We start from the raw sequence: 25,497 nt of genomic DNA on the forward strand, positions 1-25,497 counted from the left end.
TTGGCGAAATGGAAATAGGGAGACATACCGCATGATTCGCGTGATGTTGATTGACGATGAGGAAGATGCCCTGGATTTGCTGGAGATCCTGCTCAGGCAGATGGGGGGATGTCGAGATTGCCGGCAGGTACGTGAATCCGGTTCAGGCGCTCGAAGCGCTGGAAGGTTCAGCCGTGGATGCGGTGTTCCTCGACAATCAGATGCCTGGCATCATGGGGACGGAAGCCGCGAGACGAATCCGGCATACGCTGCCGAAGCTGCCGATCATCTTCACGACGGCTTATTCGGAGTACGCGGTCGAAGCGTTCGAGATTCAATCGACCGATTATTTGCTGAAGCCGTTTACGATGGAGCGGCTGCAGAACGCGGTGGCGCGCATCCGGCAATCTTTGCCGCAACCGGCGTCGCAAAGGAACGCGAATGGGAACGGGGATGGGAGCGCAGAGTCAGCCAGCATGCCTGTCGTTCAGTGCCTGGGCGGGTTCCAGATCCAAGCGCCGGACGCACGCAAGAGCGGAGTGTCCTGGAAGACGAAAAAGGAAAAGGAGCTTTGCGCGTACCTCGTCCATCACGAAGGGAAGTCCGCGACCGCGGCGGCCATCATCGAAGCGCTATGGCCGGGCTACGATCTGAACAAGGCGAAGACGTATTTGTATACGTGCCTGTCCTATTTAAGGAAAACGTTGACGGAGCATCGCGTTCCGATCCGCATCCACAAGTACGATCAGGGCTTCATGGCCGAACTGGGCGGCGTAAGCGTGGATGTCGCGGACTTCGAACGCCAGTTGGAGGGCGCTGCGTCGGATCAAGACGTAAGCGCATACGAACGGATGAACCGGTTGTATCAGGGCGAATACATGGAGGCCTGCGACTTTGGCTGGGCGGCGTTCAGGCAGCTCGAGATCAGGGCGTCCTACATTCGCACGCTTCGCGCCTGGCACGCTTCGTTCCGGAGCCAGGGCCGTCATGCGCTCGCGGCCGACAGCCTGCAGCGTATATTGGCGCTCGTCCCCGAGTCCGAACCGGATGGGCGCGAGCTGATGCGGCTTCACCTGGAGGCGGGCGATCGTCATGAAGCCCACCGAATCGGCCGGCAGCTCGAGCAGGCGGTGCGGGTCCAGTTGGCCGCCGAGCTGGAGGAGGAGACGCTTCAGTTGATGCGCCAGACGACGGACGAAGCCTTCAGGGGCGTCCGATGAGGAAAAAAGTCGCGGCGGCGCTGATCACGCTCCTACTGTTAATCGCGACCCTCAGTCTATTGGCGGCTTTCTCCTCCCGGCTTCAGAAGCCCGCACCCGCAGCGGTCAACGGATATATGGACCTTAGCGCATGGCGGTTCGAGGAGGACGGCGTCATTCCCCTGGACGGCCAGTGGGAGCTGTATCCGGACAAGCTTCTAAGCGAACGGGACTTCGCCGCAGGCGAAGAGCGGCCGAAGCCCGAGATGACGCAGGTGCCCGGCTCCTGGTCGAAGCAGATGGACACGCTCGGCATGGCGACCTATCGATTGCGGGTTCAGGTCCGGGATACGGGCGAGGTTTACGGATTAAAAACGGCATCGATCCCGGCGTCCAATCGTCTCATCGTCAACGGCCGGGTCGTCGGCTCGAGCGGGAATCCGGCGGAGGCGCGGCAATACGAGGCATTTAACCGGCCATATGTCAGCTACTTTACGCTGCAGCCGGGCTGGAACGAAATTTTGCTTCAGGCGGCCAACTACGACTTTCGCGCCAACAGCGGCATCGTCGAGTCGATCCGGCTGGGCAAAGCCGGACAGATTGCCGAGCTTCGCGACCGGGCGACCGCGCACGATTGGATCTCGGTCAGCGTTTTTCTGATCATGGGGCTGTACTTTTTCGGCCTGTATACGCAGCGCAGAAACGATTTTTCGCTTGCCATGTTCGGCATCGTCTGTCTCTGCATCTCGCTCTTCATTAGCGTCAGCGGCGAGCGGGTGCTGCTCCATGCAGCCGGCTGGCTCCCGTTCCGGCTTTATTATCGCATCCAGCTCACTTCGGCGATCGGCGTGGGGCTAGGATTTTTCCTTTATTTAAATACGGCTTTCCGGCCCTATTGCTTTAAATGGCTCGTTCGGTGCAGCGTGGCCATCGGAGCGGTACTGGGCGTACTGAATGTCGGCTTCGGGCCTGAGCTATCGGGAGGGCTGACGCGACCGCTGACATCTCTATTCGCAACCTTCGCTTTGCTCTACGCTACCTACGTGTTCATATTGGCTGCATTGCACCGCGTGGCCGGCAGCCGGTATCTGGCCGTGGCCGCCTTGGCCTTGAACGTGATGGCGCTAAACCTGAATATGAACTTTTATTTTGGGGTGCCGATCTATGCGTTCCCGCCGGTCGAGCCTTTCCTGGTGCTGCTGATGCTCGCCCTGCTTATGTCGCTCCGATTCTCGAACGCTTTTCGCAAAATCGAAGAGCTGTCCGGTGAGTTGCTGGAAGCGGACAAGATGAAGGACGACTTTCTGGCCCGTACCTCGCATGAGTTCAAGACGCCGCTGCACGGCGTGATGAATATTTCACAGTCGATGCTGGATAACGCCGCGTCTCCTCCGACTGCCGATCAGCGGGATAAGCTTCAATTGATTACGGATATTACGAAGCGGCTCTCGCAGCTCGTCTACGACATTTTGGACCTGTCCAGGCTGAAGCGCGGTGAGCTCGGGATCTCGCCGGCGCCGATCGACGTCCGCTCGGTCGCGGGGGTGCAGGTACAGTTCTATTCATATTTGTGCATGGGACGGAGCTTCGCGCTGGACAATCGCGTTCCTGCGGACTTGCCGCTCGCGCTGGCCGACGAGAGTCGTTTGAGCCAGGTCATCGGCAATTTGCTGGACAATGCGATCAAGCATACAGAGAGCGGCAGCATCGTCGTGACCGGAGAGGAACGCGGCGGGAGGCTGGCCATTGCGGTGCAGGATTCGGGAAAAGGAATTGAGCCGCAGGATCTTCCTTTCATTTTCGAGCCGTTCAGATCGCTAGAGTCCACGCAGAGCCGCAGCTTCGGGCTGGGTCTGTCGATCGCGAAGCAACTGGTCGAGCTGCAAGGCGGTACGCTTACGGTCGCTTCCTCGCCCGGCGCCGGCTCGACGTTTACCTTCACGCTCCCGATCGCGGATCGAGCGTCAGCCGCGGTATCGGCTCCATCGTCCGCCCCGCCTCCGCCCAACGCTCGAACCGCGCCTTTTGCTGCTGAATATTCCTTTGATACGCCGCATTACGCGAACCCGGACGGCGAGCGTACGGTGCTCGTCGTCGACGATCAGCACGTGAACCTGAAGGTGCTCCTGGACGCGCTGCAGCCGCTCGATTACCGGGTGATCGCGGTGCAGAACGGGTATGAGGCGCTGGCGGAGATCGAACGGCCGGGCCGGCTCGACCTCGTCATTCTCGATCTGATGATGCCGGGCCTGTCGGGCTACGAGGTATGCCGGGAGATTCGCAAGCGCTATTCGCTGCTGGAGCTGCCCGTCCTGATGGTGACGGCGGCCATTCAGCCGCAGGAGAAGGTGGCCGCCTTCCAGGCCGGGGCCAACGATTACTTGCCGAAGCCGTTCGATCTGGAGGAGCTGAAGGCCAGAATCGGCAGCCTGCTGGCGATGAAGGAATCGCTGGGCCGCGCGGTCTATCTCGAGGTCGCGTTTTTGCAATCGCAGATTAAGCCGCATTTTTTGCATAACGTACTGAACAGCATCGCGGCATCCAGTTATACGGATGCGGATCGCGCGCGGAAGATGATCGTCGATCTCTCCGACTACTTGCGCGGCAGCTTCCGCTTCAGCAACGCGGAGGGGCGGATTGCCTTTGCGGAGGAGTTTCAGCTGATTCGGACGTATGTGGATATCGAACAGGCCAGGTTCAAGGATCGGATCCGCTTCGAATACGACATCGCAGAAGAAGCCTACACGCTCCGACTCCCACCGCTTCTGCTGCAGCCGCTGGTCGAGAATGCGATCCGGCATGGGATCGGCAGCCGGATCGAGGGAGGGACGGTCAAGCTGACGGCGGCCTTGTCGGACGGACATTGGCAGCTGGTCGTGACCGACAACGGCGTCGGCATCGCCCCCGAACGCTTCAAGACGCTGCTCGACCGCGCCGATACGAAGGATCCCCAAGGCGTCGGCCTGCTGAATATCAACAAACGTCTGAAGTACGAGTACGGGGTTGCGCTTGAGCTCGCGAGCGAGCAAGGACGCGGTACGACCATCACGATGCGCATTCCGGCTCAATCGGCTTAAAATGACAGGCTCCCATTCTAGGAACGGCGAAGCCTGTTTTTTTAAAATAGCAGCAGTAAAATGTGGCGGCAATTCGTAGGCAGGTAAGCGCATTTTCGGCACGCCGGCGCTTTTCGGCGGCTTTCAGACCCCCAAAACCTGTATTTATACATGTATTTTCTGCCGACGCGCGACACGTGATGCAATACCTGCAAATGTGCAGGCAAATGCAAAACGCAAGCCGGAAATTCGGCCGATGACGTAAAATAACTGCGCTTTTGCATCTATCCTGTTGAAAAGGGCCGCCATCGGCGGAAAAAGATGTATATTTGCAGGCATTGCTGCAAAGGAACAACGCGGGCGACGATATGCGGGCCTACTGAACCGGCTGGTGGCCGATGAGACATGGACAGGCGTTTCGCATGAACCAAGTTACGGATAACGCTAACCTAAGAGAGGCCGTCAGGGCGATCTTTCCTGGCGGTCTGTTTTTGACGGACGATTTAGAAAAATGTCGATTTTTAAGGTTTTTTTTAAGGTGTCGTCGGCTAAGCTGAGCGTGGATTGGAATCTATTGGATAAAGGTGGGTACGACGTGAATACACGGTACGGCGCGCGATGGAATCAAGCTGCTGGCGACAAGAGATGGATTGCGATTCTCTCCAGTCTCGCGCTGGTCTTGTCCCTGTTCTCCTTCGCAGGCGGGAGAGCTTATGCCGATAGCGGCATGAGCGGAGAAGGCACGGCGCAAAATCCATGGAAGGTCACGAATCAGTTTACCTTGAGTCTCATCGGTTCAAGCAATTATCCGCTAGGCGGCTATTATCTCTTGAAGAACGATATCGATCTGACGGGCGATTGGACGCCGATCGGCCTTGGTTCCGGTACCGGCTTCACCGGCACCTTCGACGGCAACGGCCATAAGATCGGGGGGTCTGTCGATTAATCGGCCGACGGAGGACAATATCGGACTGTTCTCCCTAATTACCAACGGTGCCGTATACGACTTGACGATCGAGACGGACCCTTCTTCAGGCGTCGTCGGCAACAATAATGTAGGTATGCTGGCGGGAGCGATCGCGCAGACGAACAGCAACAAGCAAGCGTGGGTGACTTTAGTTAAAGCCAAAGGAAACGTATCGGGAAATAAAAACGTTGGCGGTTTGATCGGAACTGCGGAAGCCGCCAATTCCTTTTACGCTATATTCGCGTACGATCGAATGGGGGCCGGCGTCGTCACCGGCAGTAAAAACGTCGGAGGACTCGTCGGATTGTCCGACAAGACCCAGGTGTATAATTCCTCGTCCGCTGCGTCCGTCGGAACCGGCGAAGGAATAGGCGGCCTGCTTGGCAACGCCTCCGGCACGAAGGTGACAAGAAGCTATGCCACGGGGAATGTCGCATCGCTTGGCGGCAGCAACATCGGCGGTCTCATCGGCGCATCGAACGGGAACGATATCCAGATGAATTATGCGACCGGCGACGTGACCGGCTCCGTGGTCGGCGGGTTGCTTGGTTTCTCGGGCGAAGACAAGATCCTGCACAATTACGCGGCCGGAAATATCGCAACGACGGGCCTGACCCACGGTTTGATCGGCGAAAATTTCGGTTCGGCATCGACCGTCGTCGCGTCCTTCTGGGACACGAGCGTGTCGGGCGTTCCTGACGCGGACGCATCCGACGCCGCGCAGTACGGCATCGGTCGCAGTACGTCCGAGCTGCAGGACGAGACGACGTTCACGTCGGCTGCGGCAGCGAACCAGAAGTGGGATTTCGAACACTACTGGTTTATGCAGGCGGACGGTTATCCGCAGCTGTACGGCGGCATGGATCTCAAGTTCGAGGCGAGTCCGAGCGCGGTATCGGATCAGATCTCGCATTCGCACGAGCTGACGATTAATGCGAACTCCGGTTATGTCGTTTACGGCCAGACGGTTACGGTCTATCGGGCGGCGGACGATGAAATTGTCGGCACGTTTGGCCCTAGCGAGAGCGCGCCGATACCGGTCACGGTTGACACGACGGGAGCGATCGAAGGAAATAAGCGATTGGACGACGGCTATTACCTGGTGGATCAAGACGGCCGCCGGACGAGCGTATTCTATCCCGAGGTTCTGGTAGACAATACGCCGCCGGCTTGGGGGGAATGGCGCTTCGATCACGCCGAGCGACAATGGCGGCAATATCGACCTATCCTGGAACGGTGCCGTCGACGGCACGGGGGAGCGGCGTGGCCTATTATAATGTGTACGTCAACGGGACGGCTGCCCAGGTTTACGGAACGACGACGAACGTAAGCAATCCGCCGGCTAATGCCTTGTATGAGGTAGAGGCGGTAGATGGGGCGGGGAACAAGAGCGCGAAGCTAGTTTTCGGCGGCACGCCTTCGACGACAACGATCAGCGGTTTGAAAAATATTACGTTTAGCCAGAGCTCAGGCTTCTACCTGGCCTACGTAACGGGCGCACCAGCCTCTTCGGGAATCGGCTCGTACAGTTACGGAGGAACGCTGTCCTTTTACATCGACGGCGCTCTGCATCAAGAAGACGTGCAGTTGGGCTCGTTAACGGGCTCGTACAGTGTATTTACCTTTAATCTCAGCGGCCTTTCGGAAGGTCCGCATACGCTGAAGGCGATTTATTCCGGCTACGTCGGCAAGTTTAGCGGAATCGATTATGCCGTGGGCGGGAGCGAGGGATCGCTGGATATCGTCATCAGCGGTCTGAAGGTCGACGCGAGCGATCCGAGCGGCGCGGCGAACAACGGCAAGACGAAGCTGACGGTGACGCCAACTCCGGCGTCTGGCCATAAGCTCGTGTATCGCAATTTCGGAAGCGACGACGTTACGTTGCCCGTAGTAGGCGGAACGCTGGATCAGACCGAATACGCGGAACTGCCGGAGAGCGGTCTGGTCGCGGCGGCGAACGGCGATCACATCGGCGTCGTGGAGATCGATGCGACAACGGAAAACGTGGTTCACTTCGGCCAGGGCATCGCCGTTTCGACGGACGAGACCGAAGGACCGGGTCCGATTCCGGCGTCCGGGCTGACGATCGTGTCGACCGACCCGAGCGGTGCGGAGAACGACGGCAAGACGCGGCTTACGGTAACGCCAACGCCGGAGCCTATGTCGGTGAACAAGCTGGTGTATTTTAACTTTGGCAGCGGCAGTGTGAACGTACCGAATATGGGCGATGCGCTTAACTTGTCCGAATACGCGGACCTGCCGGCCGACGGCCTGATCGCGGCAGCGAACGGCGATAAAGTCGGCGTCGCGGAGATTGACGCGGCTGGCGCTGTCGTTCGCTTCGGTCAGACGACGGCTGTGGCATCGGACGAGTCCCAAGGACCGGGTCCGGTTCCGGCATCCGGACTGACGGTCGTGTCGAGCGACCCGAGCGGCGCGGAGAACGACGGCAAGACGCGGCTCGCGGTAACGCCGGAGCCGATGTCGGTGAACAAGCTGGTGTATTACAACTTCGGCAGCGGGAACGCGGTCGTACCGAATGTGGGCGATACGCTGAACCTGTCCGAATACGCGGACCTGCCGGCCGACGGCCTGATCGCGGCGGCGAACGGCGATCGGGTCGGGGTTGCGGAGATCGACGCGGCGGGCGCCGTCGTGCGCTTCGGACAAACGACGGCCGTCGTCGCGGCGGAGGATGATGTGTACGTTCCGCCGATCTACGTGCCTTCGAACCCCGTCCCTACAGATGAGGTGGAGGTGCTCGTAAACGGCAAGGTAGAAAAACTGGGCAAGTCGAAAACCTCCGAAGCAGGCGGCCTGAAGACGACGACCGTCACCGTGGACGCGGCCAAGCTGCAAGCGAAGCTGGAGGCGGAAGGCAACAATGCAGTCGTGACGATACCGGTTGCCGGACAATCGGCGCTGAAGATCGGGCAATTGACCGGACAGCTGGTCAAAAATATGGAGAACGCTTCGGCTACGCTCATTCTCCGGACAGACCATGCAAGCTATACGATTCCGGCAAAACAATTCAACATCGATGCCTTGTCCGGGAAGCTTGGCCAGTCGGCGAAGCTGGAAGACATTCAAGTGCAGATCGAGATCGCCGATCCGACCGCGGACACGTCAGCCATGGCGGAGCAAGCAGCCGAGAAAGGCGCGTTCGCGCTTGTCGTGCCGCCGGTCAGCTTCACGGTTCGCGCCATCTATGGAACGGAGTCGGTGGAGATCGATCGGTTCAACGCGTATATCGAGCGGACGATCGCGATTCCGGACGGCGTGGACGCAAGCAAGATTACGACGGGCGTAATTATTGACGCGGACGGAACGGCGCGCCACGTACCGACGCAAGTCGTCGTCATCGACGGCCGCTATTATGCCAAGATCAACAGCTTGACCAACAGCACGTATGCGGTCGTATCGCATGAGCCGGCATTTGCCGATATGGCGAATCATTGGGCTAAGGCGGCAGTTGAGGATATGGGCGCCCGGCTGGTCATCGAGGGCACCGGGGGCGGACGGTTTAGTCCGGATCGCGATGTGACGCGGGCGGAATTTGCGGCGATCGTCGTGCGCGGACTCGGACTGAAGCCGGAGAGCGGCGCTTCCGCATTCTCCGATGTGGCGGCCGGGGAGTGGTACGGCGCCGCGATCGCGACGGCAAGCGCGTACGGACTGATCGAGGGTTATGCGGACGGCACGTTCCGGCCGGACGATAAGATCACCCGGGAGCAAGCCATCGTCATTGTCTCCAAAGCGATGGAGATCACAGGACTGCAGGGCAAGCTGTCTGTAGAATCGGCTGAAGCGACGCTTCGCCCGTTCAAGGATGCGGCCGACATATCCGAATGGGCGCAAAAAGGCGTTGCGGCGAGCGTGACGGCCGGCCTCGCCAAGGGACGCGGCGACGCGAGACTTGCGCCGCGCGAGTCCGTATCCAGAGCCGAGGTCGCTGCGCTCGTGCAGCGGCTCCTGCAGAAGTCGGGCTTGATCTAAGCTTGCAATGGAATGAGCCAATGAGCGATCAGACAGGCAAGCAGCCGCTGGTTGGTCCGAGATTGGAACATGGATAACAGATACAGTCTGCCGTCAGGGTAATTTCCCTGACGGTTTCTTTGAATGTCAGAACATGCAACATTACCCTTGCGCTTTCAGCGTAGAGGCGCTTTTTCGATGCCTGCGGAACGAAAAGCCTGCATATATACATGTATTTTCTGTCGACTGGCGGCACTGGATGAAAAGCCTGCAAATGTGCAGGTAAATGTAAATCCCTAGCCGAAAATGAAGCATACGAAGGGAAATAAATGCGTTTTTGCAGCTATCTTGTTTAGAAGGGCCGACATCGACGGAAAGAGATGTATATTTGCAGGCATTACTGCGAAAGCGTACCGCGGGCGACGTCAGCGGGCTCATCGGAACGACCGGCGGATCGGCTTTCGATAGGCACTGCGCGTGAAATTAAGCGCCTGACCGCTTGGCCGGCGCTTGTCCTCGATTGGCGTGGCCGTACTTTAATTTCCCAGCAAACTCGCCACATTCATCAAGCTATGAACGACGTACTTCGGGCGAATATCCGCGTCGATCGGCCGGCCCGCGCGATTGTAGTAACAGAAGTCGATGCCGGCATTGACGGCTCCATGGTAATCGTCCCGCAACGAATCGCCAATGAACAAAGCCTCGGTACGATCTATGCCTAATTGCTTGAGCGCTTCGTCGAATATTTTTTTATCCGGCTTCCAGTAACCCACTTCATCCGAGATAATCAGCGCGTCAAAAAAAGTGATTCATCCCTCCCGCAGCAAGTCTGCTTCTTTGCGCTTCGCCGATGCCGTTGGAAATGATGGCCAGCTTGTGCCTGCCGTGCAAGCGAGCCAAGACTTCCATGGCGTGGTCTTCAAAGTCGCAAGCAAGGCAGAAGGTCTTCCAGTATAACGCAGAGAGAATGTTCGCTTCCGAATGATCTAATGCAAGTGCTTGGAGCGTATCCCGGAATGAATATTCTAATACTTGATGAATCGTATAGTTGGATATGAGGCGCTCATTCCAATAACGGAAGTTGACGTCGCTGAAAAGCGCCCAAAAAACGTCCCACGAAAATGCTTCTTTATGGATGAGTCCGTGCTTTTCTACAGTGTTTTGCATGGATTTGAGCTCGCTCATCGAGTAGTTTAGCAGGGTGTTGTCGAGATCGAAGAGAATCGCTTTGTAGCTCACGTGCTGCCTCCCGGACGCTATCTAGATTTTCGGATACGTAATATGATTATACCTACGAATCGTTCGATTGGAGGAGGGCGCTTGAGAATTATTATTTACGTTACTGAATCAGGAGCGTGTGAGCGAGAGGGGGGAGTGTCTCAGTGATCAGCCTGGGCGCCGAAACGATCGTTCTTTTTTAAGCAATTCACGGACTGGACGGATACTTTGCGGAGGATCGACGAACGGATATGGTCGAGGCCTGTAGCCGAGGGGAAAGCGACCGTAGCGGAGATTATCGCGCATTTGCAGCATTGGGATCAGTACCTGATCGATACGGTCATTCCCGCGATTAAGCGCGGCGAAGGAGTGACGTTTCCGGCTTTCGATGCGTTTAACCGGATTGCGTATGCGTACGCCCGGTGGGGTGTAGCTAAGGATCGACTGCTCGACGAATTCAAGCAGACGCGCCATGCGTTGGTCGAACGTTTGTTGGACGAGCCCGAAGTTGCGGCAAAATACGTAACGGTAAACGGCGTAGAAACTTGTCCGCACACCGGCACGCGCTATTCGCTGCTCTACATCATCCATGAGTTTAACGATCACGACCGTCATCACCAAGGTCAAATTGATGCGGTTGTTTGAACCTTTGCGGGGGCGCAGGGGGCCGGAGGTAACGGGGAGGGCCGGATAACTGTGCCGGATGCGGTGCACGGAGTCCGAGATTGCAAGGGGGCCGGCTAACTGGCGGCCGCTCGAAAGGCAATGTCCCGGATGCTCGCGCCGGATCGTGCCGATAAGCGCAAGGGGCACGATCAGGGCAGGCCAAGCGGCGATGAAGGTGCCGATAGCCGATAGCCGATAAGTGCCAAAAGGCACTATCTGGGCAGGTGAGGCGTCGATGAAGGTGCCGATAAGTGCCAAAAGGCATTATCTGGGCAGGCGAGGCGCTGATGAAGGTGCCGATAAGTGCCAAAAGGCACTATCTGGGCAGGCGAGACGCCGATGAAGGTGCCGATAAGTGCCAAAAGGCATTATCTGGGCAGGCGAGGCGCCGATGAAGGTGCCGATAAGTGCCAAAAGGCACTATCTGGGCAGGCGAGGCGCTGATGAAGGTGCCGATAAGTGCCAAAAGGCATTATCTAGGCAGGCGAGGCGCCGATGAAGGTGCCGATAAATGCCAAAAGGCACTATCTGGGCAGGCGAGGCGCTGATGAAGGTGCCGATAAGTGCCAAAAGGCACTATCCAGGCAGGCAAGACGCGGTTGAAGGTGCCGATAAGTGCCAAAAGGCATTATCTAGGCAGGCGAGGCGTCGATGATGGTGCCGATAAGTGCCAAAAGGCATTATCTGGCCAGGCGAGGCGTCGATGAAGGTGCCGATAAGTGCCAAAAGGCATTATCTGGGCAGGCGAGACGCGGTTGAAGGTGCCGATAAGTGCCAAAAGGCACTATCTGGGCAGTCGAGGCGCCGATGAAGGTGCCGATAAGTGCCAAAAGGCACTATCTGGGCAGGCGAGGCCCCGATGAAGGTGCCGATAAGTGCCAAAAGGCACTATCTAGGCAGGCGAGGCGCTGATGAAGGTGCCGATAAGTGCCAAAAGGCATTATCTAGGCAGGCGAGACGCTGACGATGGTGCCGATAAGTGCCAAAAGGCATTAAAGGCGCTTGCAGGCAAGTTCTTTGCAAAACTACAGATAAATATGGATTGCGCGCGGAGCATGAGATAGCCGGAAAAACCGGTTAACTGTGCCGGATATGGGTAAGCGGAGCATGAGATAGCCTGAAAAACCGGTTAACTGTGCCGGATGCGGGTGCGCGGAGCATGAGATCGCCGGAAAACCGGCTAACTGTGCCGGATGTGGGTGCGCGGAACCTGAGATAGCCTGAAAAACCGGCTATCTCCCGCCCTGCGGCCGACGGGCCTGCGCACCCCTCAGTCATTCACCTGCCGCAGCCACCGCCGCAGCTCGCTTCCGACGGCATGCGGATTTTCCTCCGCCAGGTGGTGGAAGCCTTTGCCGATATCGCAGAGGGTCAGATTCGGCAGGTTCGCGCGGCACCAGTCGAGCTGCGGCTCGCGAACGGTGCAGCCGGGCGTCGCGTAGAACAGCAGCTTCGGCACGGGCGAAGCGGTCAGCCATTCGTTGCGCGCGTTGACCGCTTCCACGACTTCTGCCGGCCTGCCTTCGATCGGGATCTGGTTCGGGAACGCCCACATCGGCTTGCGGTCCTCCGGCTGGCGGAACGGCGCCCGATACTGCTCGTGCTCCTCCTGCGAGATCGTCCGGTTGACGATCGTCGTCGTCATGCCTTCGACGAACACGCTGTTGTCCCGCATGAACGGCCAGCCTTCCGCAGGATCGCGAAGCTTCCGGAACAAGGGCTGCGCCTCCGGGGGAGAGAAGTCCGACCAGGCGGCATTCGGATACAGCGCCTGCGGCTCGAGCATCGCGATCGCCTTGATCTTATCCGCATGCCGCATCGCATACTGCAGGCCGATGGCAGCCCCCCAGTCATGCCCGACCAGCGTGAGGTTGTCCAATGCCAGCTGCTCGATGAACCGGGTCACATAATCGACATGCTCCAAAAACGTGTAACCGATGTCAGGCTTGTCCGAACGCCCCATCCCGATCAGGTCGACCGCGATGCAGCGGCGAGCGTCCTGAGCGTAGGGGATAATGTTGCGATACATGTAGGACCAGGTGGGATTGCCGTGGAGGAATAAGACGGGATCGCCGGCTCCCAAGTCGATGTAATGCAGGCGATGGCCGTTCACGCTTATATAGCGCGACTCGAACGGGTAGGCGGCGCCGACGGACAGCGCGTCAGAAGTGGACAAGGCGAGACAGCTCCTTTTCGTGTGGCGGTTGATAGCCCTATCCTATCATTGCCCACGAAGCGCTCATTGTAAAAAAAGCGACAACCTCGACTTCTGCCTGCTAAAAGCGTTCCCGCGGCGTGGCGGACGCGTTCAGTAGTATAGATGCTGGCGGTTCTTCTCGTCGTCCTCGGTTTCACCTTCTTGATACGACTTTTTAAGCTCCGGCTGCACTTCGCTGCGGAAGAATGCGTCGGGCCGGACGCCTGCGAACGATTTGAAGTCCTTGGCAAAGTGGGCGTGGTCCGTATACCCGCATGCCTGCACGATGTCCAGGTAATCGCAGCCGGCATGACGAAGGCGAATCGCATGCTGAAAACGGACGATCCCCGCAAACTGCTTGGGGGACGCGCCGATCAAGGCGTTAAACTTGCGCTCCAGCGTGCGCTTGCTCACGTACAGCTGCCCGGCCAGCTCCGCGATCGACAGATTGCCCTGCCGCTTCATGATCCGATGCGCCGCATGCAGCAGCCATCGTTCCTCCTCATGGTCGCGCAGCGCCGAGATTAAAAATCGCTGCACGATCCCTACCCGCTCCTCGGCCCCGGACGCGCCGGCCAGCCGTTCCTCCATTTCCCGAACGCCAGGCTCCGGAAATACAAGCTCCAAAGACACGTCGGCATCTTGAAACTCGTGGATCGGATACCGGGTGAACCGGGACAAGCCCCCGGGCTTGAAAGGGACAATGATCGTTCCGATGGCACCGGTGCTGACATATTCCTTGACCGTTCCGTGCATGCCGGTAATGCCGCTTGAACCCAGCGATACCGAGCCTTTTTGCGTTATCGTCTTCATCGGCTGCCCGTATTGAATGCCGATGACCGTCATCGCTGAGGGCAGCACCTTGACCGGATTCCGGTTGGCGAAGTTGGCCGGGTTCAGATCCTCTTGCACGAGTATGCCGTCTACGTAAGGACGAAGGAGCGGCAGGGGCGCGAATCGTTGAATGAGCATGCGCATTTCCCTTTCGCGCCGGCGGCGCCTCCGGCGGGAGAATGGTTAATCTTCTAAGTTCCATTCTATCCGAACTGGCGCAATGCATCATCGTCGAATTTCGAAATACATTCATTGCGAAAGGGAGCGTATGAAGTCGTTTTTGACATGACAGCGTTTTTATTTTCATGGTAACGTTATCATTGTTGCAATATACTTGACATATCAAGAGAGGATATTTAACATAGTGGTATGCTTAATTTCCGATTTGTTCGGAGAGCGGGGGGAACCACCATTTGGGGCGAATCGCGACAGGACCCGTTCCTGTCGGTAGGGTGCCATCTTACCCGAGTCCGTCAGCTAACCTCGTCAGCATGAAGATGGGTCCTTTTTTCCGCACGAACCGATTGCGACATGAGACCCTTCGATCCTGAAGGGTCTTTCTGCTTTCACGCCGCGACCCATCGCTGGCGCCCCCCCTCTTCGGCATGGTTCGGCTTAGGCAGAACAGACATCCGGAGGGAGTAGAGACAATGAAAAAGAATAATGGAATCAAGGCGATTATCTTCGACTTCGACGGTACGATTATCGATACGGAGACCGCTTGGTACAAAGCTTTCCACGCCGCCTACAAGAAGCATGAGGTCGACCTGCCGCTCGAGATGTATGCCGGTTGTATCGGCACGAGCCTAAACAAGTTCAACCCCTACGAATATTTGATCACGGAAATGAACCTCCCCATTAACCCCGATCAATTCCGGGACACCGTTCACAAGCATCACAGTCTATTGATGGAATGGGAAGAGATGCGCCCCGGCGTACTCCATTACTTGAACTGCGCCGAGAAGTTCGGGCTTCGTATCGGTCTTGCTTCCAGCTCGCGGCGCGAATGGGTGGAGATGCATCTCAAGAATCTGGGCATTTACGAGTTCTTTAAGGTTATTCGGACCGCCGACGATGTGAAGGAGGTCAAGCCGAATCCGGAGCTGTACCTCCAGACGCTGAGCGCCCTGGGTGTAGAAGCGCACGAAGCGGTGGCCATTGAAGACTCGCCAAATGGCGCCCGGGCGGCGGAGGCTGCCGGCATTCCCTGCATTGTCACGCCCAATCCGCTCACGGAGTCGCTTGATTTTGGACGCTGTCTGCACCGCGTGAGTTCGCTTCATGAACTCGAATTTCACAGGGTGATTGCCGGAGCCGCTGGATAATCGCGTGGATAATCAGGTTATCGTAACTGCGGCTGAGGATCGTTTGCCTTTGGTGCTATAATTTTCGGAATATTCTGATTAAAAAAGGAGTGAAGTCGTTGAGCGCCTCTATAAACACGACCGTATCCCCGAACGCCCTGATCGCCGGCAGTATCGCCTGCGAGCCGTCGGACGAACGGCGCGCCGTTCATTTCGGAGCCGGCAATATCGGCCGCGGATTTATCGGGATGCTGCTATCCAAATCCGGCTACGAGGTTTGCTTCGTTGCCCGGAACGAGACCCAGATCGCTCAATTTCAGAAAAACAAACAGTATACCGTCATCTATGCCAATGAACGGGCGGATTCCGAAGTCATACGCAATGTCACCGCCATTCCCATCAAGAGCGGGACCGATGTGAATGCACGCCTTCTTACCGCCGATCTTGTAACGACGGCTGTCGGCGTATCCAACCTGCCCGCCGTCGCGAGGACGATGGCCGCAGGAATCGAGAGGCGGCTTGCCGCGCACGACCGGCCCCTTCATATTATCGCCTGCGAAAACGCCACGCGGGGCAGCACGATGCTCAAGTCTTATATTTACGAGCATCTATCAGCCGCGGCTCGAAGCAGAGCCGATCGTTGTTTGTCCTTTCCCGATTCGATGATCGACCGCATCGTTCCCGTTCAATGGAACGAAGATCCGCTCGCCATTCGCGTCGAGCCGTTTTGCGAATGGATTATCGACCGGAGCAAGTTGATGCCGGGGTTCCGGCCCATCGAAGGCGCGCTCTGCGTAGATCGGCTTGCCCCTTATGCGGAACGCAAACTGTACACCGTGAATACCGGCCACTGCTATGCAGCATATCTTGGCCGCCTCGCCGGCTTCAGCACGATACAAGATACGCTTCGGGAGCCCGCGCTTCGCGAGAGAATTCGGCTGGCTTTGGAGGAGACGGGCGGCTTGCTGATCCGCCGGCACGGCTTCGACTCCGCGGAGCATGCCCGCTATATCGACAAGACGGTGGAGCGCTTCGCCAATCCGGCGATCGTCGACGACGTGACGCGCGTCGCCCGCTCCCCGCTGCGCAAGCTGGCTCGAAGCGAACGGTTGATCCGGCCGCTGATGCTCGCGCACGAGAATGGCCTGCAAACGCCGAATTTAGTTTTCGCCGCTGCGGCGGCTCTGGCTTACGCGGATAAAGGAGATCCCGAAGCGGTACGCATGCAAACCGCTATCCAAGAAGAAGGGCTGTCAGCCTTTGTCACGCAGCACCTTGGCATTCCGTTTCAGCACGCCTTGCACGGTCAGTTGCTGGCCGCATATAGAGAGTTGAGGACGGAGTTCGGCTAAACGAAAAACAATCGGGCCGGTACGAAGGCGCCAAGCTCCCTCTTCGTACCGGCCTGATTCGATTTGGCGATTAGTTGGCGGCGTTTTTTTTCAATAAACCGGCGCCTTTTGACGTTCCTTTATAGGCCATGAACCGCCTGAAACTCGGGGCGGTTATTTTTTTTTATCGTTTTTTTTTCGCGCATGTGTCGATTCCTTCTTCAGCCGTTCGTTGTCTATATAGAAGCAGCCAAACCAACCAAATTCGAAAGGGATGTTGAGCATGAAGGCACAATTGAACGCTTATATTCACTCGGAGGACGCCAGAGCGCAGGCCGGGTTTTACGCAGACGCGCTGGATGGGAAGATTGTATCCGTAATGACGCTCGGCCAACTGCCGGGGACGCCGGCCGACATGCAGGACAAGGTGATGCATCTGGCGCTCGAGGTGGCTGGCGGGAACGTGCTGTTCCTGGCCGACGCGAACGTAGCGGTACCGAGCGGCGGCCGAGCAGTCACGTTGGCGCTCTCCTTCTCCGGCGAAGACGAGGCGCGCGAAGCGTTCGGGAACCTGGCGGACGGCGGGACGGTGAAGTTCCCGTTCGAGCTGCAGCCGTGGGGCGGCCACCATGGAGAGGTTGTGGACAAGTACGGGATCCATTGGCAGATCGTAAAGCAATAAACGGCCAGGGAGCCGACAGGCTCGCATCCACCATCGTAGAAGGGGCGAAAATTCAATGATCATCGAACGGGAAATGAAGATGCAAACAGCCGCGCAACGGCCGAATATCTCGGGCGCCAGACGCTGGACGGCGCGGGTATTGGGCGGCATAGCGGTGCTTTTCATGCTTTTTGACGGGATCGGCAAGCTCGCAGGGCCGCAGCCGGTCGTCGAGGCGACGCGCGAGCTCGGATTCGCCGAGCACCACTTGGCGATCATGGGCATCCTAAGCTTACTGGCCACCTTGCTGTACATCGTACCTCGCACAGCCTTCCTTGGCGCGCTGCTGTTGACCGGGTACCTGGGCGGCGCAGTTGCGGCGCAAGTACGAATCGACATGCCTCTTTTCACGAACGCGCTGTTCCCGGTCTATGTGGCCATTTTCGTCTGGGGCGCGCTCTGGCTTCGGGACGAGCGGGTGCGCATGCTGCTGACAGGCGGAAAGTGACTCGATAGAGAAGAGAGTCGACAAGTCCTAGCGATTGAAGGAGACGACAATGACAATAGTGCGAACGTAGATAGACGGTTGGCGCGTTCGCTAGAAAGTGGCGCCTAAAGTATGCACGTAGATAGACAGTTGGCGTGTTCGCTAGAAGGTGGCGCCCAAAGTGTGCACGTAGATAGACAGTCGGCGTGTTCGCTAGAAGGAGACGTCAAAAGTATGCACGTAGATCGGTAAGCGTCAAATAGCCCCCACCTGGCGGTGGGGGCCATTGGAGCGGGCAGGAACGTCGCCGCGTCCGTTTAATTAATCAGGTTCGCGATCATCTGGGCCGTCTCTTCGCGCGTGGCTGTGCCTTGCGGCGCGAACGTATCCGAGGAGCGGCCTTGCATGAGCTTGGCTTGACGGGCTTTGCCGACGGACGCTGCGGCCCAGGCGCTGATCTTGTCCTGGTCCTTGAACGCTTCCCCCTTCGGCGTCGGGCGTCGTCCCGTGATTAAGCTCATAGGCCCGAATCAGCATGACGGCCGCTTCTTCTCTCGTCAGGACGGCGTTCGGCGCGAATATCGACGCCGCTTGGCCCTGGACGAGGCCTGCGGCGACAGCCTTCGCGACATCCGCCGCGTACCAGGCGCCGGCGGGCACGTCCGTGAAGGCGACGGCGCTCGATGCGGGAGCCTCAAGCTTCAGCGCCCGGGACAGCAGCGCCGTGAATTCCGCGCGCGTGACCGCCCGCTGAGGCAGGAAGGTGCCGTTCCCCGCGCCCGTGACGATTTGCTTGGCCGCGAGGCTGCGGATGGTCTGGTAGGACCAACGGCCGGACGGCACGTCGGAGAACGCCATATCGACCTGCAGCAGACCGTAACGGCTGAAGTGGGAAACGTCTGCGCTGACCGTGCCGGCTTCGCTTTTTCCGCCGATATAGGTGATTGCGTTGTCCGCGATGTAATAGATGCCCGTAATCGCCGGGTCCATGGCGGTCTCGGCGTCGAACCGCAGCGTAATCGGCTTCTCGAAGGCGGTCAACCGCTGCTTCTGCCCGGACTCGGTCTGCAGGTAGAGCTCAAGGTCGTACAGCTGCGCGCCTTGGCGAATGACCGCGCCAGACGTCGAAGCGATCGCTTGAAGCTGCTTGTCCGCTTGATCCGCGGCGTTGATCTCCAGCACGATGCGCGAGCCGTTCAACTGAGCGCCTGCAAGGCTATTCGCCAGCTGACCGAGCACCTCGCCGGGAATCGACAGCTTCAGGCCCGATGCGGCGACTTCCACGGGCTTTCCTGCCAGCAGCTTGCCTGCGTCCGCCGGCATGACGAGCTTCGTGACGCCTGCGGGTACGGCAATCGCGACCGGCGCGCTGCCTGCGGCGCCCAACTGCTCGGCCTTAACCTCCAGGGTCTTGTCCTCATTCGCAGTGCCGGTGTTTGCCGGGTTGCCGGAAGGGAAGGGCGTCGATACGCCCCCGTTTACATATACAACCTGATTGGCTTCCAGCCCGAGCCCCGTCTGACTCAGATCGGAGCGAACCAGCTTGACGTCCTTCACGGTCACTGCCGCATTCGAAGTGCGCTTGGCCGCGAAGGAAAAGGTAGCGAGGTCCGCGGCGCCGGACAGCGTAGCGGTCGAGCCCGTCTTCGTGAAGGCGAAGACGAGATGGTGCCCGCCCGATTCTGACGCGGATACGGGAACCATGAAGCCCGGCGTGCCGGCTTTGGCGCTGCCTTCCACATACGTCAGCTCGTCCGGATTGTAATAAACGCTGAATTCGTAAGCGAATATGTCTGATAATTGATCGCCGCGAACGGTGACGTCGACGGATTGCCCCTCCTTCGGCGCGCTGTCGGAGACAACGAGCGCGATGGAGGGGACGGCGTCGGCCCAAGCCCTGAAGGGGAGCGCCGAGAAAAGAAGCGCCAATAGCGCGCTGAAGGAGATTAGCCGTTTAGCAGACAGTGAACCCATTCTCCCATTCTCCCTTTCTGATTGCAGGATGGTGCAGGACGCCTCATCAGAGGCTTCCTGCAGCATGATCGAGATTCATTGTGGGCGTCAAGCGGCCGGCCGCAGCGTGGACGCTTCGGGAATTTCCGGCGTCGTAGGGGGGCGCCTCGCGGTGATGCGTTAGCTGCTCGAAGGAGTAAGCGAGCTTGATCAAGGTGCCTTCATCGAACGGCCTGCCGAGCAGCTCGATATTTTGGGGCAGCTTGGGCTGCGCGCCATTGTCCACGAAGCCGGCGGGAATGCCGATCGCCGGGAAGCCGGAGTACGGGCTAAGCCGGTTGGCACTGCCCGCGTTCGTGCCGGTCAAGCTCGTCGGCGGGTTCGCGGTGGACGGATAGAGCAGCGCGTCCAGGTTGTTTTCGTTCATCGTCTTCAGCAGCGCTTGCTGCGCGAGCTTCGGACGGTTGATGATAATGTCCCGATAGTCCTGGTTCGTCGCCAGGTCGGCCACGTTGTTGCGCGTGATATAAGAGTTGCGGGCGCTCACCAGCATGTCCGTGCCCGAGTCGATAATATCGGACAAGGAGTGGTAGGGGACCTGCGAGGACGGATTCGAATTAATGTAGGTGTTGAAATAGGTGTTCAGATCCGACTTGAATTCGTAGCCGCTCAGACTGGAGTAAGACAGGATGCTCGACAGATTCGGAACGACGACATCGATGACCGTGGCGCCGGCCGCCTGCATATCTTCGACGGCTTTGTTCGCCAAAGCGATCACGCTCTGATTCGTGCCCATCACGAGCGGATCGCGGATCACGCCGATTCGGGCGCCTTTCAGGCCGTTCTTGTCGAGATACTTCGTATACGTCGTCGGCGTGCGGCCGACGCTGTACAACGTCGCGGGATCGGCTGCGTCATAGCCCTTCAGGAAGTCGAGCGCGACGGCGATATCTTCGACGCTGCGGGCCATCGGGCCGCCGACATCCTGGGACAGCGCCAGCGGTACGATGCCTTCGCGGCTCGTCAGTCCGATCGTCGGGCGCAGGCCGACGAGACTATTGTAAGAGGACGGGACCCGGATCGAGCCGCCCGTATCGGTACCAAGACCGAGCACGGCGAAGTTGGCCGCGAGCGCGGCACCCGTGCCGCCGGACGAACCGCCCGGGTTTTTGGTCAGATCGTACGGGTTCAGCGTCTGGCCGCCGAGCGAACTGATCGTCGTCAGGCCGAACGCGAATTCGTGCAGGTTGGCCTTGCCGATAATAATCGCGCCTGCAGCCTTCAACTGCGCGACCATCTTCGCGTCCGTCGTCGTGAAGTTGTTCTTCAAGCACGTGCAGCCTGCGGTTGTCGCCATTCCGATCGTGTTGTAATTGTCCTTGACGATGACCGGTACGCCGTGAAGCAGGCTGCGAGGCCCGGATTGGCCGCGCTCCGCGTCAAGCTGCGCCGCGATGGCGAGTGCGTCCGGATTGACCGAGATCACGGCGTTGATGGACGGCCCTTGCTTGTCGTATTCGGCGATCCGCTTCAGATACGCGCTTACGAGCTCAACGGCCGTCAGCTTTCCTGCCGCCATCGCATTTTGAATATCCATAATGTCGGTTTCCATGATATCGAAAGAGGAACCGGCGTCGTAGACGATAATTTTCCCAAGCGCTGCGAGATCGGCGATGTCGATCGTACCGTCGCTATTGAAGTCCGCCGCCGAGACGAGAGACCATCCCGCGTCCGTCGACTTCGCCCCGTAATGCGCGACGAGGATAGAAAGATCGCCGACATCGACCGCGTTGTTGCCGTTCAGGTCGCCCGTGACGCCAAGCGCCGTCTCTTGGGACGCGATCCCGAGCTTCTGCGGCGAAGCGGATTGAAGGGCGCCATTCGAACCCAGACCCAGCTCGGCCGACACTTCAAAGTCGTTTACGCCCGCCGAAGCTTTGGAAGTGAAGGTCAGCTTGATGATCGGCGCTTGCGGCGCAAGCGCCGTGCCGAGCGCCGCGGTCACGATCGTAACCTGGCCCAGCGCTTCATTCGTGTCTACGATCTGCGTGCCTGCTTGTGCCGCCGTCGCCGACACAAAATCGAACAGCGAAGCATTATATTTGACGACGAACTTGCCTGCCGTCACCCCGCTTGTATCCGATGCCAATGCAATGCCCAATTCAAAAGGCGTCCCTACCGAAGCGACGGAAGGACCGGACAGCAGCAATGACGCATCTGCGGTCGACAGTGTCAGTATAGGGCTTGCCGTGCTTTCCGTCGTCGTGGGTGCGGATATTCCCTGCTCAACGGCTCCGCCTACGGATGCGAAGGAAGAAATGGGAAGGGCGGTGAACAACAATCCTGCCGTCAATGCGGTCAACATTCTCTTTTTTTGCGCTTAATCTAACATGCATCTAACAAAAACCTCCCTCGAATTATTCGTAAAAAACAAAGAAACCACTTCTTTAATAAAGATTTTTTCTCCCCAACCTCGTTTCTCGAATTTTGTGTTATATAATATGACTTGATAGAATCATAACGGCTACCTATGGAAGCGACAAGAACGCACTAATGAGTCACTAAGTCACAAAATGGATACCTGGAAGCCAAGTACACGGCAGGGGGGCGGCAGCGAATGAGCAAACAAATCTACCAGGCGAACGTCGTGAACTATGGCTGTCCGATCGCGATTACGAACGAGGTGTTGGGAGGCAAGTGGAAAGGCAGCGTCCTGTATCACTTGTCCGATGGAGGCCGGCGATTCAACGAGCTTCGCAAGCTTCTGCCGAATATCTCGCAGCGGGTGCTCACGGTTCAGCTCCGGGAAATGGAGGAAGACGGCCTTGTACGAAGAAAAGTGCTGGCCGGATCGCCGCCCCCCGTCCACTATTCGCTCACGCCATTGGGCGAATCGCTCAAGCCGATCGTCTACCTCATGCTGGATTGGGGGGCTCAAGCACGGGGAAGAACTCCCGAATTTGAAAGCGAGACTGCCTTGAGCCGACCGCGATTCTCCTTTCTCGTCTCCTCGATTGGATCGTATAGGTGCGGAGCGTTTGTTGACTGTTTGTTGAGAGGAGATTGCTACGATAGAACCAGCAATCTACTTTATTCGACAGGGGAGAAACAAGAGGATGAAAAGGAGAATCATCGGTCTCGGGCTCGCTTCGCTTTTGAGCTTGTACAGCCCGGTCGCGAGCAGCTTCGCCGAAGGGACGACGAGTACCGCCGCTTCGGAAGTAAGCAAGACTTCCGCCGACTTCAAAGATCTGGCGGGAATTGACGCCGCGCTAAAGTCAAAGATCGATGCGCTGCTCAGTAAAGGCGTGTTCGAGGGGGGTCAGCGACGATAAGTTCGGTATCGAGGAGAACATGACGCGTGCGCAATTCGCCAAAGTGCTGACTTTAATCTACGGCGTTCAAGTCAATGACGATGTACAAGTTTCTAGCTTTAACGATGTAAAAGCAGACGACGCGGCCAACGGTTGGGCAATCAAGTATATTGAAGCTGCCAAAAAAAGCAGGTCTTTTAGAGGGCAGGGGAAATAATAGCTTTGACCCCGGCAATAACCTTACTTTAGGCGAGTTCGCGACAGGATTGGTCAAAGGCTTGGGCGTGAAGCCGGATACCTCCGGGACACCGTGGTACGCCGATGCCGTTAAGCAGGCGGTAGACCAGAAGATTTTGCCGGATGGCGTTAACGGGTCGAATCTTGCGACCCGCGCAGATCTGGTCATAGGCGCATACGGCGGACAACAGGCCTACGCTGAATTAAAAGAGGCCGCGGCGACGCCAACGCCGACGCCAACGCCGACACCGACGCCGACCTATGTACCGCCGGTCTATGAATCGACGCCGTCGCCGTCGCCGGAACCGACCCCGTCGCCGGAACCGACCCCGTCGAGCGAGCCAACCCCGTCGAGCGAACCGACCCCGTCGAGCGAACCGACGCCGTCGAGCGAACCGACCCCGTCGAGCGAGCCAACCCCGTCGAGCGAACCGACCCCGTCGAGCGAACCGACCCCGTCGAGCGAACCGACGCCGTCGACCGAACCGACGCCGTCGACCGAACCGACGTACTCGCCTCCGCCAACGTCGCCGCCGACGTACTCGCCGCCACCAACGTACTCACCGCCACCGATGGTTTGCCCGAATCCGTCAGATATTTATCCGAATTGCAGCATATAAACCGAAGAGTTCCAGCTAGCAAACAGAGTTCACCGCAGCGCCAACACATTTCATATGGAACGCAGAGACGTCGTTCTGACGTTCTCGACAGCGCGAGCGGAGCCGGAGATGATCCTGCTCCGCTTTTTTTCTACTACCGTCCAGCGTTCGCTTGACGAACTACTACATATTGTAGTAGATTTAGATTACTACGTAGTGTAGTAATCGATGCCGTCATGGACGCATGACGGATGAAGAGGTGTTCGCCTTGACCTTGGTTCAAAAGCTGTCGGATACGGAATTGGAGTTAATGGAGGCGATCTGGGCGTGCACGCCTCCGGTCACGTCCACGGAGCTGCTGCGCATGTTCGCGCAAAAGGGGGAAGGAATGGAAGGCGCAGACCATTTCCACCTTTTTATCGCGTCTGGTGGATAAGGGCGCGCTGGCGGCTACCAGGGACGGCAGGACCAACAGGTACGTGCCGCGCATATCGCCGGAGGAATACAAGCTGCTCGAGACGCAGCACGTTCTGGACGGGCTCTATCAAGGCTCCGTTAAAAACCTGATCGCGGCCATGTACGACGGCGACAAGCTGTCCGATCAGGACATCGCCGATCTTAAAAAATGGTTTTCGGAAAAGTAGGTGCACCGATGAACGCGATGCTTGAAACGCTGTTTACGCTCGCCGTCGCCGGAAGCGTCGTCGCTGCTTTCCTCGTCGTGTTGCGTCAGGTTCCCGTCGGACTGTTCCCTGCCAGGTGGCGTTACCGGCTTCAAAAGCTCGCGATCTCGTTCTATCTGCTGCCCTTTGCCGTCGCCATTTCTCGATTGGTGCCGCTGATGGGCGCGCATGCGACGACCGCACAGGATTCGTCGTCCTTATCCAGCGCAGGCGCGACGATAGCCGGGTCTCTCTTGTCGGGTCGGACCCTTCCGGCCGTTGCGGCCATTGTCATTTTAGGTTTATGGGCGATCGGCGCGATCGGGTTTGCGGCGCGTCAGCTTTACGATTATCGCGCATTTGCCAAGGCGTTGACGCGTACGCGCACGGCGCTTCCGGAACGCGGCGAAGCGGCCCTGCGGCTCGTGCAGGTCAAGAAGGAACTTGGTTTAAAAAGCGACGTCGCGCTCGCCGTCAGCCCGATCGTTCGAAGTCCGGTTCTCGTGGGCATCCGGAGGCCCGTGATTTATTTTCCGCCGGCGCTCGCCGCGGACGTGGATCTGGACATGGTGCTCCGTCACGAGTGCGTCCACCTGAAACGAAAGGACTTGTGGGTCAAGGCATTCGCGCTGGCCGCGGGCGCCGTGCATTGGTACAATCCGCTGGTCCATCTGCTCCGCAAGGAGATTCAGATCTGGAGCGAGCTGTCCTGCGACGAAGAAGTCGTGATCGGGATGTCCCATTCCGAGCGAAAAAGATACGGCAGCACGCTGCTTAACGTCATGGCCGGTTCGGGGGAATTCGCCGGCGCGGTTCAGCGCCTCCTTGTCCGGCGACGGCAAGCAGCTTAAAAGGAGA

General features: G+C 58.3%; 20 protein-coding genes, 3 pseudogenes and 1 riboswitch. Of the genes and pseudogenes, 16 read left to right on the forward strand and 7 right to left on the reverse strand.

Annotated features, from left to right (window positions below):
• Positions 1-65 precede the first annotated feature (65 nt).
• The 5 genes from OMP40_RS15085 to OMP40_RS15105 all read left to right on the forward strand — a co-directional run bounded on the left by OMP40_RS15085 (position 66) and on the right by OMP40_RS15105 (position 9,197).
• Entirely contained in the window at positions 66-1,199 is a 1,134-nt protein-coding gene (locus OMP40_RS15085; RefSeq protein WP_277532413.1) for a response regulator, read from the forward strand.
• Positions 1,196-4,255 (forward strand): ATP-binding protein, encoded by a 3,060-nt coding sequence (locus OMP40_RS15090; RefSeq protein ID WP_277532415.1) that lies wholly within the window; start codon positions 1,196-1,198, stop codon positions 4,253-4,255. The genes OMP40_RS15085 and OMP40_RS15090 overlap by 4 nt, the downstream gene beginning before the upstream one ends.
• Before the next feature lie 574 nt (positions 4,256-4,829).
• On the forward strand, positions 4,830-5,180 hold the full coding sequence (locus tag OMP40_RS15095; RefSeq protein ID WP_277532416.1) for a hypothetical protein: 351 nt from the start codon (positions 4,830-4,832) through the stop codon (positions 5,178-5,180).
• Between the two features lie 61 nt (positions 5,181-5,241).
• On the forward strand, positions 5,242-6,531 hold the full coding sequence (locus OMP40_RS15100) for a hypothetical protein (RefSeq protein WP_277532418.1): 1,290 nt from the start codon (positions 5,242-5,244) through the stop codon (positions 6,529-6,531).
• Positions 6,465-9,197: an S-layer homology domain-containing protein gene (locus OMP40_RS15105; protein ID WP_277532419.1), complete on the forward strand. Its 2,733-nt coding sequence runs from the start codon at positions 6,465-6,467 to the stop codon at positions 9,195-9,197. Before OMP40_RS15100 ends, OMP40_RS15105 begins: the two co-directional genes overlap by 67 nt.
• A 515-nt stretch (positions 9,198-9,712) precedes the next feature.
• Here the strand turns inward: OMP40_RS15105 and OMP40_RS15110 are convergent.
• Together OMP40_RS15110 and OMP40_RS15115 are read right to left on the reverse strand one after the other, a co-directional pair.
• Complete coding sequence (locus OMP40_RS15110) at positions 9,713-9,949, reverse strand: HAD family hydrolase (protein ID WP_277532421.1); 237 nt, start codon at positions 9,947-9,949, stop codon at positions 9,713-9,715.
• Between the two features lie 22 nt (positions 9,950-9,971).
• A complete protein-coding gene (locus OMP40_RS15115; protein WP_277532424.1) occupies positions 9,972-10,415 on the reverse strand; it encodes an HAD family hydrolase in 444 nt (147 codons plus the stop codon).
• A gap of 207 nt (positions 10,416-10,622) precedes the next feature.
• On the opposite strand from OMP40_RS15115, the gene OMP40_RS15120 reads away from it, so the two are divergent.
• The gene (locus OMP40_RS15120) at positions 10,623-11,039 is read left to right on the forward strand and encodes a DinB family protein (protein ID WP_277532427.1); all 417 of its coding nucleotides are present in this window, start codon (positions 10,623-10,625) and stop codon (positions 11,037-11,039) included.
• A gap of 1,291 nt (positions 11,040-12,330) precedes the next feature.
• Here OMP40_RS15120 and OMP40_RS15125 read toward each other — a convergent pair.
• Together OMP40_RS15125 and OMP40_RS15130 are read right to left on the reverse strand one after the other, a co-directional pair.
• On the reverse strand, positions 12,331-13,236 hold the full coding sequence (locus tag OMP40_RS15125; protein ID WP_277532428.1) for a haloalkane dehalogenase: 906 nt from the start codon (positions 13,234-13,236) through the stop codon (positions 12,331-12,333).
• Positions 13,237-13,368: 132 nt separating this feature from the next.
• The gene (locus tag OMP40_RS15130) at positions 13,369-14,229 is read right to left on the reverse strand and encodes a helix-turn-helix domain-containing protein (RefSeq protein WP_277532430.1); all 861 of its coding nucleotides are present in this window, start codon (positions 14,227-14,229) and stop codon (positions 13,369-13,371) included.
• A 222-nt stretch (positions 14,230-14,451) separates the two neighbouring features.
• Positions 14,452-14,597: riboswitch (cyclic di-AMP (ydaO/yuaA leader) on the forward strand.
• A 144-nt stretch (positions 14,598-14,741) separates the two neighbouring features.
• Between OMP40_RS15130 and OMP40_RS15135 the strand changes: the two genes are divergently transcribed.
• From OMP40_RS15135 to OMP40_RS15150, 4 genes are all read left to right on the forward strand, one after another.
• Entirely contained in the window at positions 14,742-15,416 is a 675-nt protein-coding gene (locus tag OMP40_RS15135; protein ID WP_277532431.1) for an HAD family hydrolase, read from the forward strand.
• Between the two features lie 98 nt (positions 15,417-15,514).
• A complete protein-coding gene (locus tag OMP40_RS15140; RefSeq protein ID WP_277532433.1) occupies positions 15,515-16,747 on the forward strand; it encodes a mannitol-1-phosphate 5-dehydrogenase in 1,233 nt (410 codons plus the stop codon).
• 262 nt (positions 16,748-17,009) lie between these two features.
• Complete coding sequence (locus tag OMP40_RS15145) at positions 17,010-17,408, forward strand: VOC family protein (RefSeq protein WP_277532435.1); 399 nt, start codon at positions 17,010-17,012, stop codon at positions 17,406-17,408.
• Between the two features lie 55 nt (positions 17,409-17,463).
• Positions 17,464-17,895 (forward strand): DoxX family protein, encoded by a 432-nt coding sequence (locus OMP40_RS15150; RefSeq protein WP_277532436.1) that lies wholly within the window; start codon positions 17,464-17,466, stop codon positions 17,893-17,895.
• Positions 17,896-18,191: 296 nt separating this feature from the next.
• On the opposite strand, the gene OMP40_RS41790 is transcribed toward OMP40_RS15150, so the two are convergent.
• From OMP40_RS41790 to OMP40_RS15160, 3 genes and pseudogenes are all read right to left on the reverse strand, one after another.
• Positions 18,192-18,395 carry an S-layer homology domain-containing protein gene (locus OMP40_RS41790; protein ID WP_420871938.1) on the reverse strand — a complete coding sequence of 68 codons (204 nt, stop codon included), beginning with the start codon at positions 18,393-18,395 and terminating at the stop codon, positions 18,192-18,194.
• Positions 18,396-18,426: 31 nt separating this feature from the next.
• Positions 18,427-19,914: pseudogene (locus OMP40_RS15155) on the reverse strand (S-layer homology domain-containing protein); the annotation flags it as partial.
• On the reverse strand, positions 19,895-21,988 hold the full coding sequence (locus OMP40_RS15160) for an amidase family protein (protein ID WP_277532440.1): 2,094 nt from the start codon (positions 21,986-21,988) through the stop codon (positions 19,895-19,897). The pseudogene OMP40_RS15155 and the gene OMP40_RS15160, both read right to left, overlap by 20 nt.
• Here OMP40_RS15160 and OMP40_RS15165 point away from each other — a divergent pair.
• From OMP40_RS15165 to OMP40_RS15185, 6 genes and pseudogenes are all read left to right on the forward strand, one after another.
• On the forward strand, positions 21,981-22,211 hold the full coding sequence (locus OMP40_RS15165) for a hypothetical protein (RefSeq protein WP_277532442.1): 231 nt from the start codon (positions 21,981-21,983) through the stop codon (positions 22,209-22,211). The genes OMP40_RS15160 and OMP40_RS15165 overlap by 8 nt on opposite strands.
• Positions 22,212-22,444: 233 nt before the next feature.
• A pseudogene (locus tag OMP40_RS15170) lies at positions 22,445-22,801 on the forward strand (winged helix-turn-helix transcriptional regulator); the annotation flags it as partial.
• A 314-nt stretch (positions 22,802-23,115) separates the two neighbouring features.
• Positions 23,116-23,358 (forward strand): S-layer homology domain-containing protein, encoded by a 243-nt coding sequence (locus OMP40_RS41795; RefSeq protein WP_420871939.1) that lies wholly within the window; start codon positions 23,116-23,118, stop codon positions 23,356-23,358.
• Positions 23,312-23,998 (forward strand): S-layer homology domain-containing protein, encoded by a 687-nt coding sequence (locus tag OMP40_RS15175; protein WP_277532444.1) that lies wholly within the window; start codon positions 23,312-23,314, stop codon positions 23,996-23,998. Before OMP40_RS41795 ends, OMP40_RS15175 begins: the two co-directional genes overlap by 47 nt.
• A gap of 247 nt (positions 23,999-24,245) precedes the next feature.
• A pseudogene (locus OMP40_RS15180) lies at positions 24,246-24,621 on the forward strand (BlaI/MecI/CopY family transcriptional regulator).
• An 8-nt stretch (positions 24,622-24,629) separates the two neighbouring features.
• A complete protein-coding gene (locus OMP40_RS15185; protein ID WP_277532447.1) occupies positions 24,630-25,490 on the forward strand; it encodes a M56 family metallopeptidase in 861 nt (286 codons plus the stop codon).
• The last annotated feature ends 7 nt before the right edge of the window (positions 25,491-25,497 follow it).

It is taken from the genome of Cohnella rhizosphaerae (genome assembly GCF_029525575.1).
In the GTDB taxonomy this organism is placed as follows: Bacteria; Bacillota; Bacilli; order Paenibacillales; family Paenibacillaceae; genus Cohnella; species Cohnella rhizosphaerae.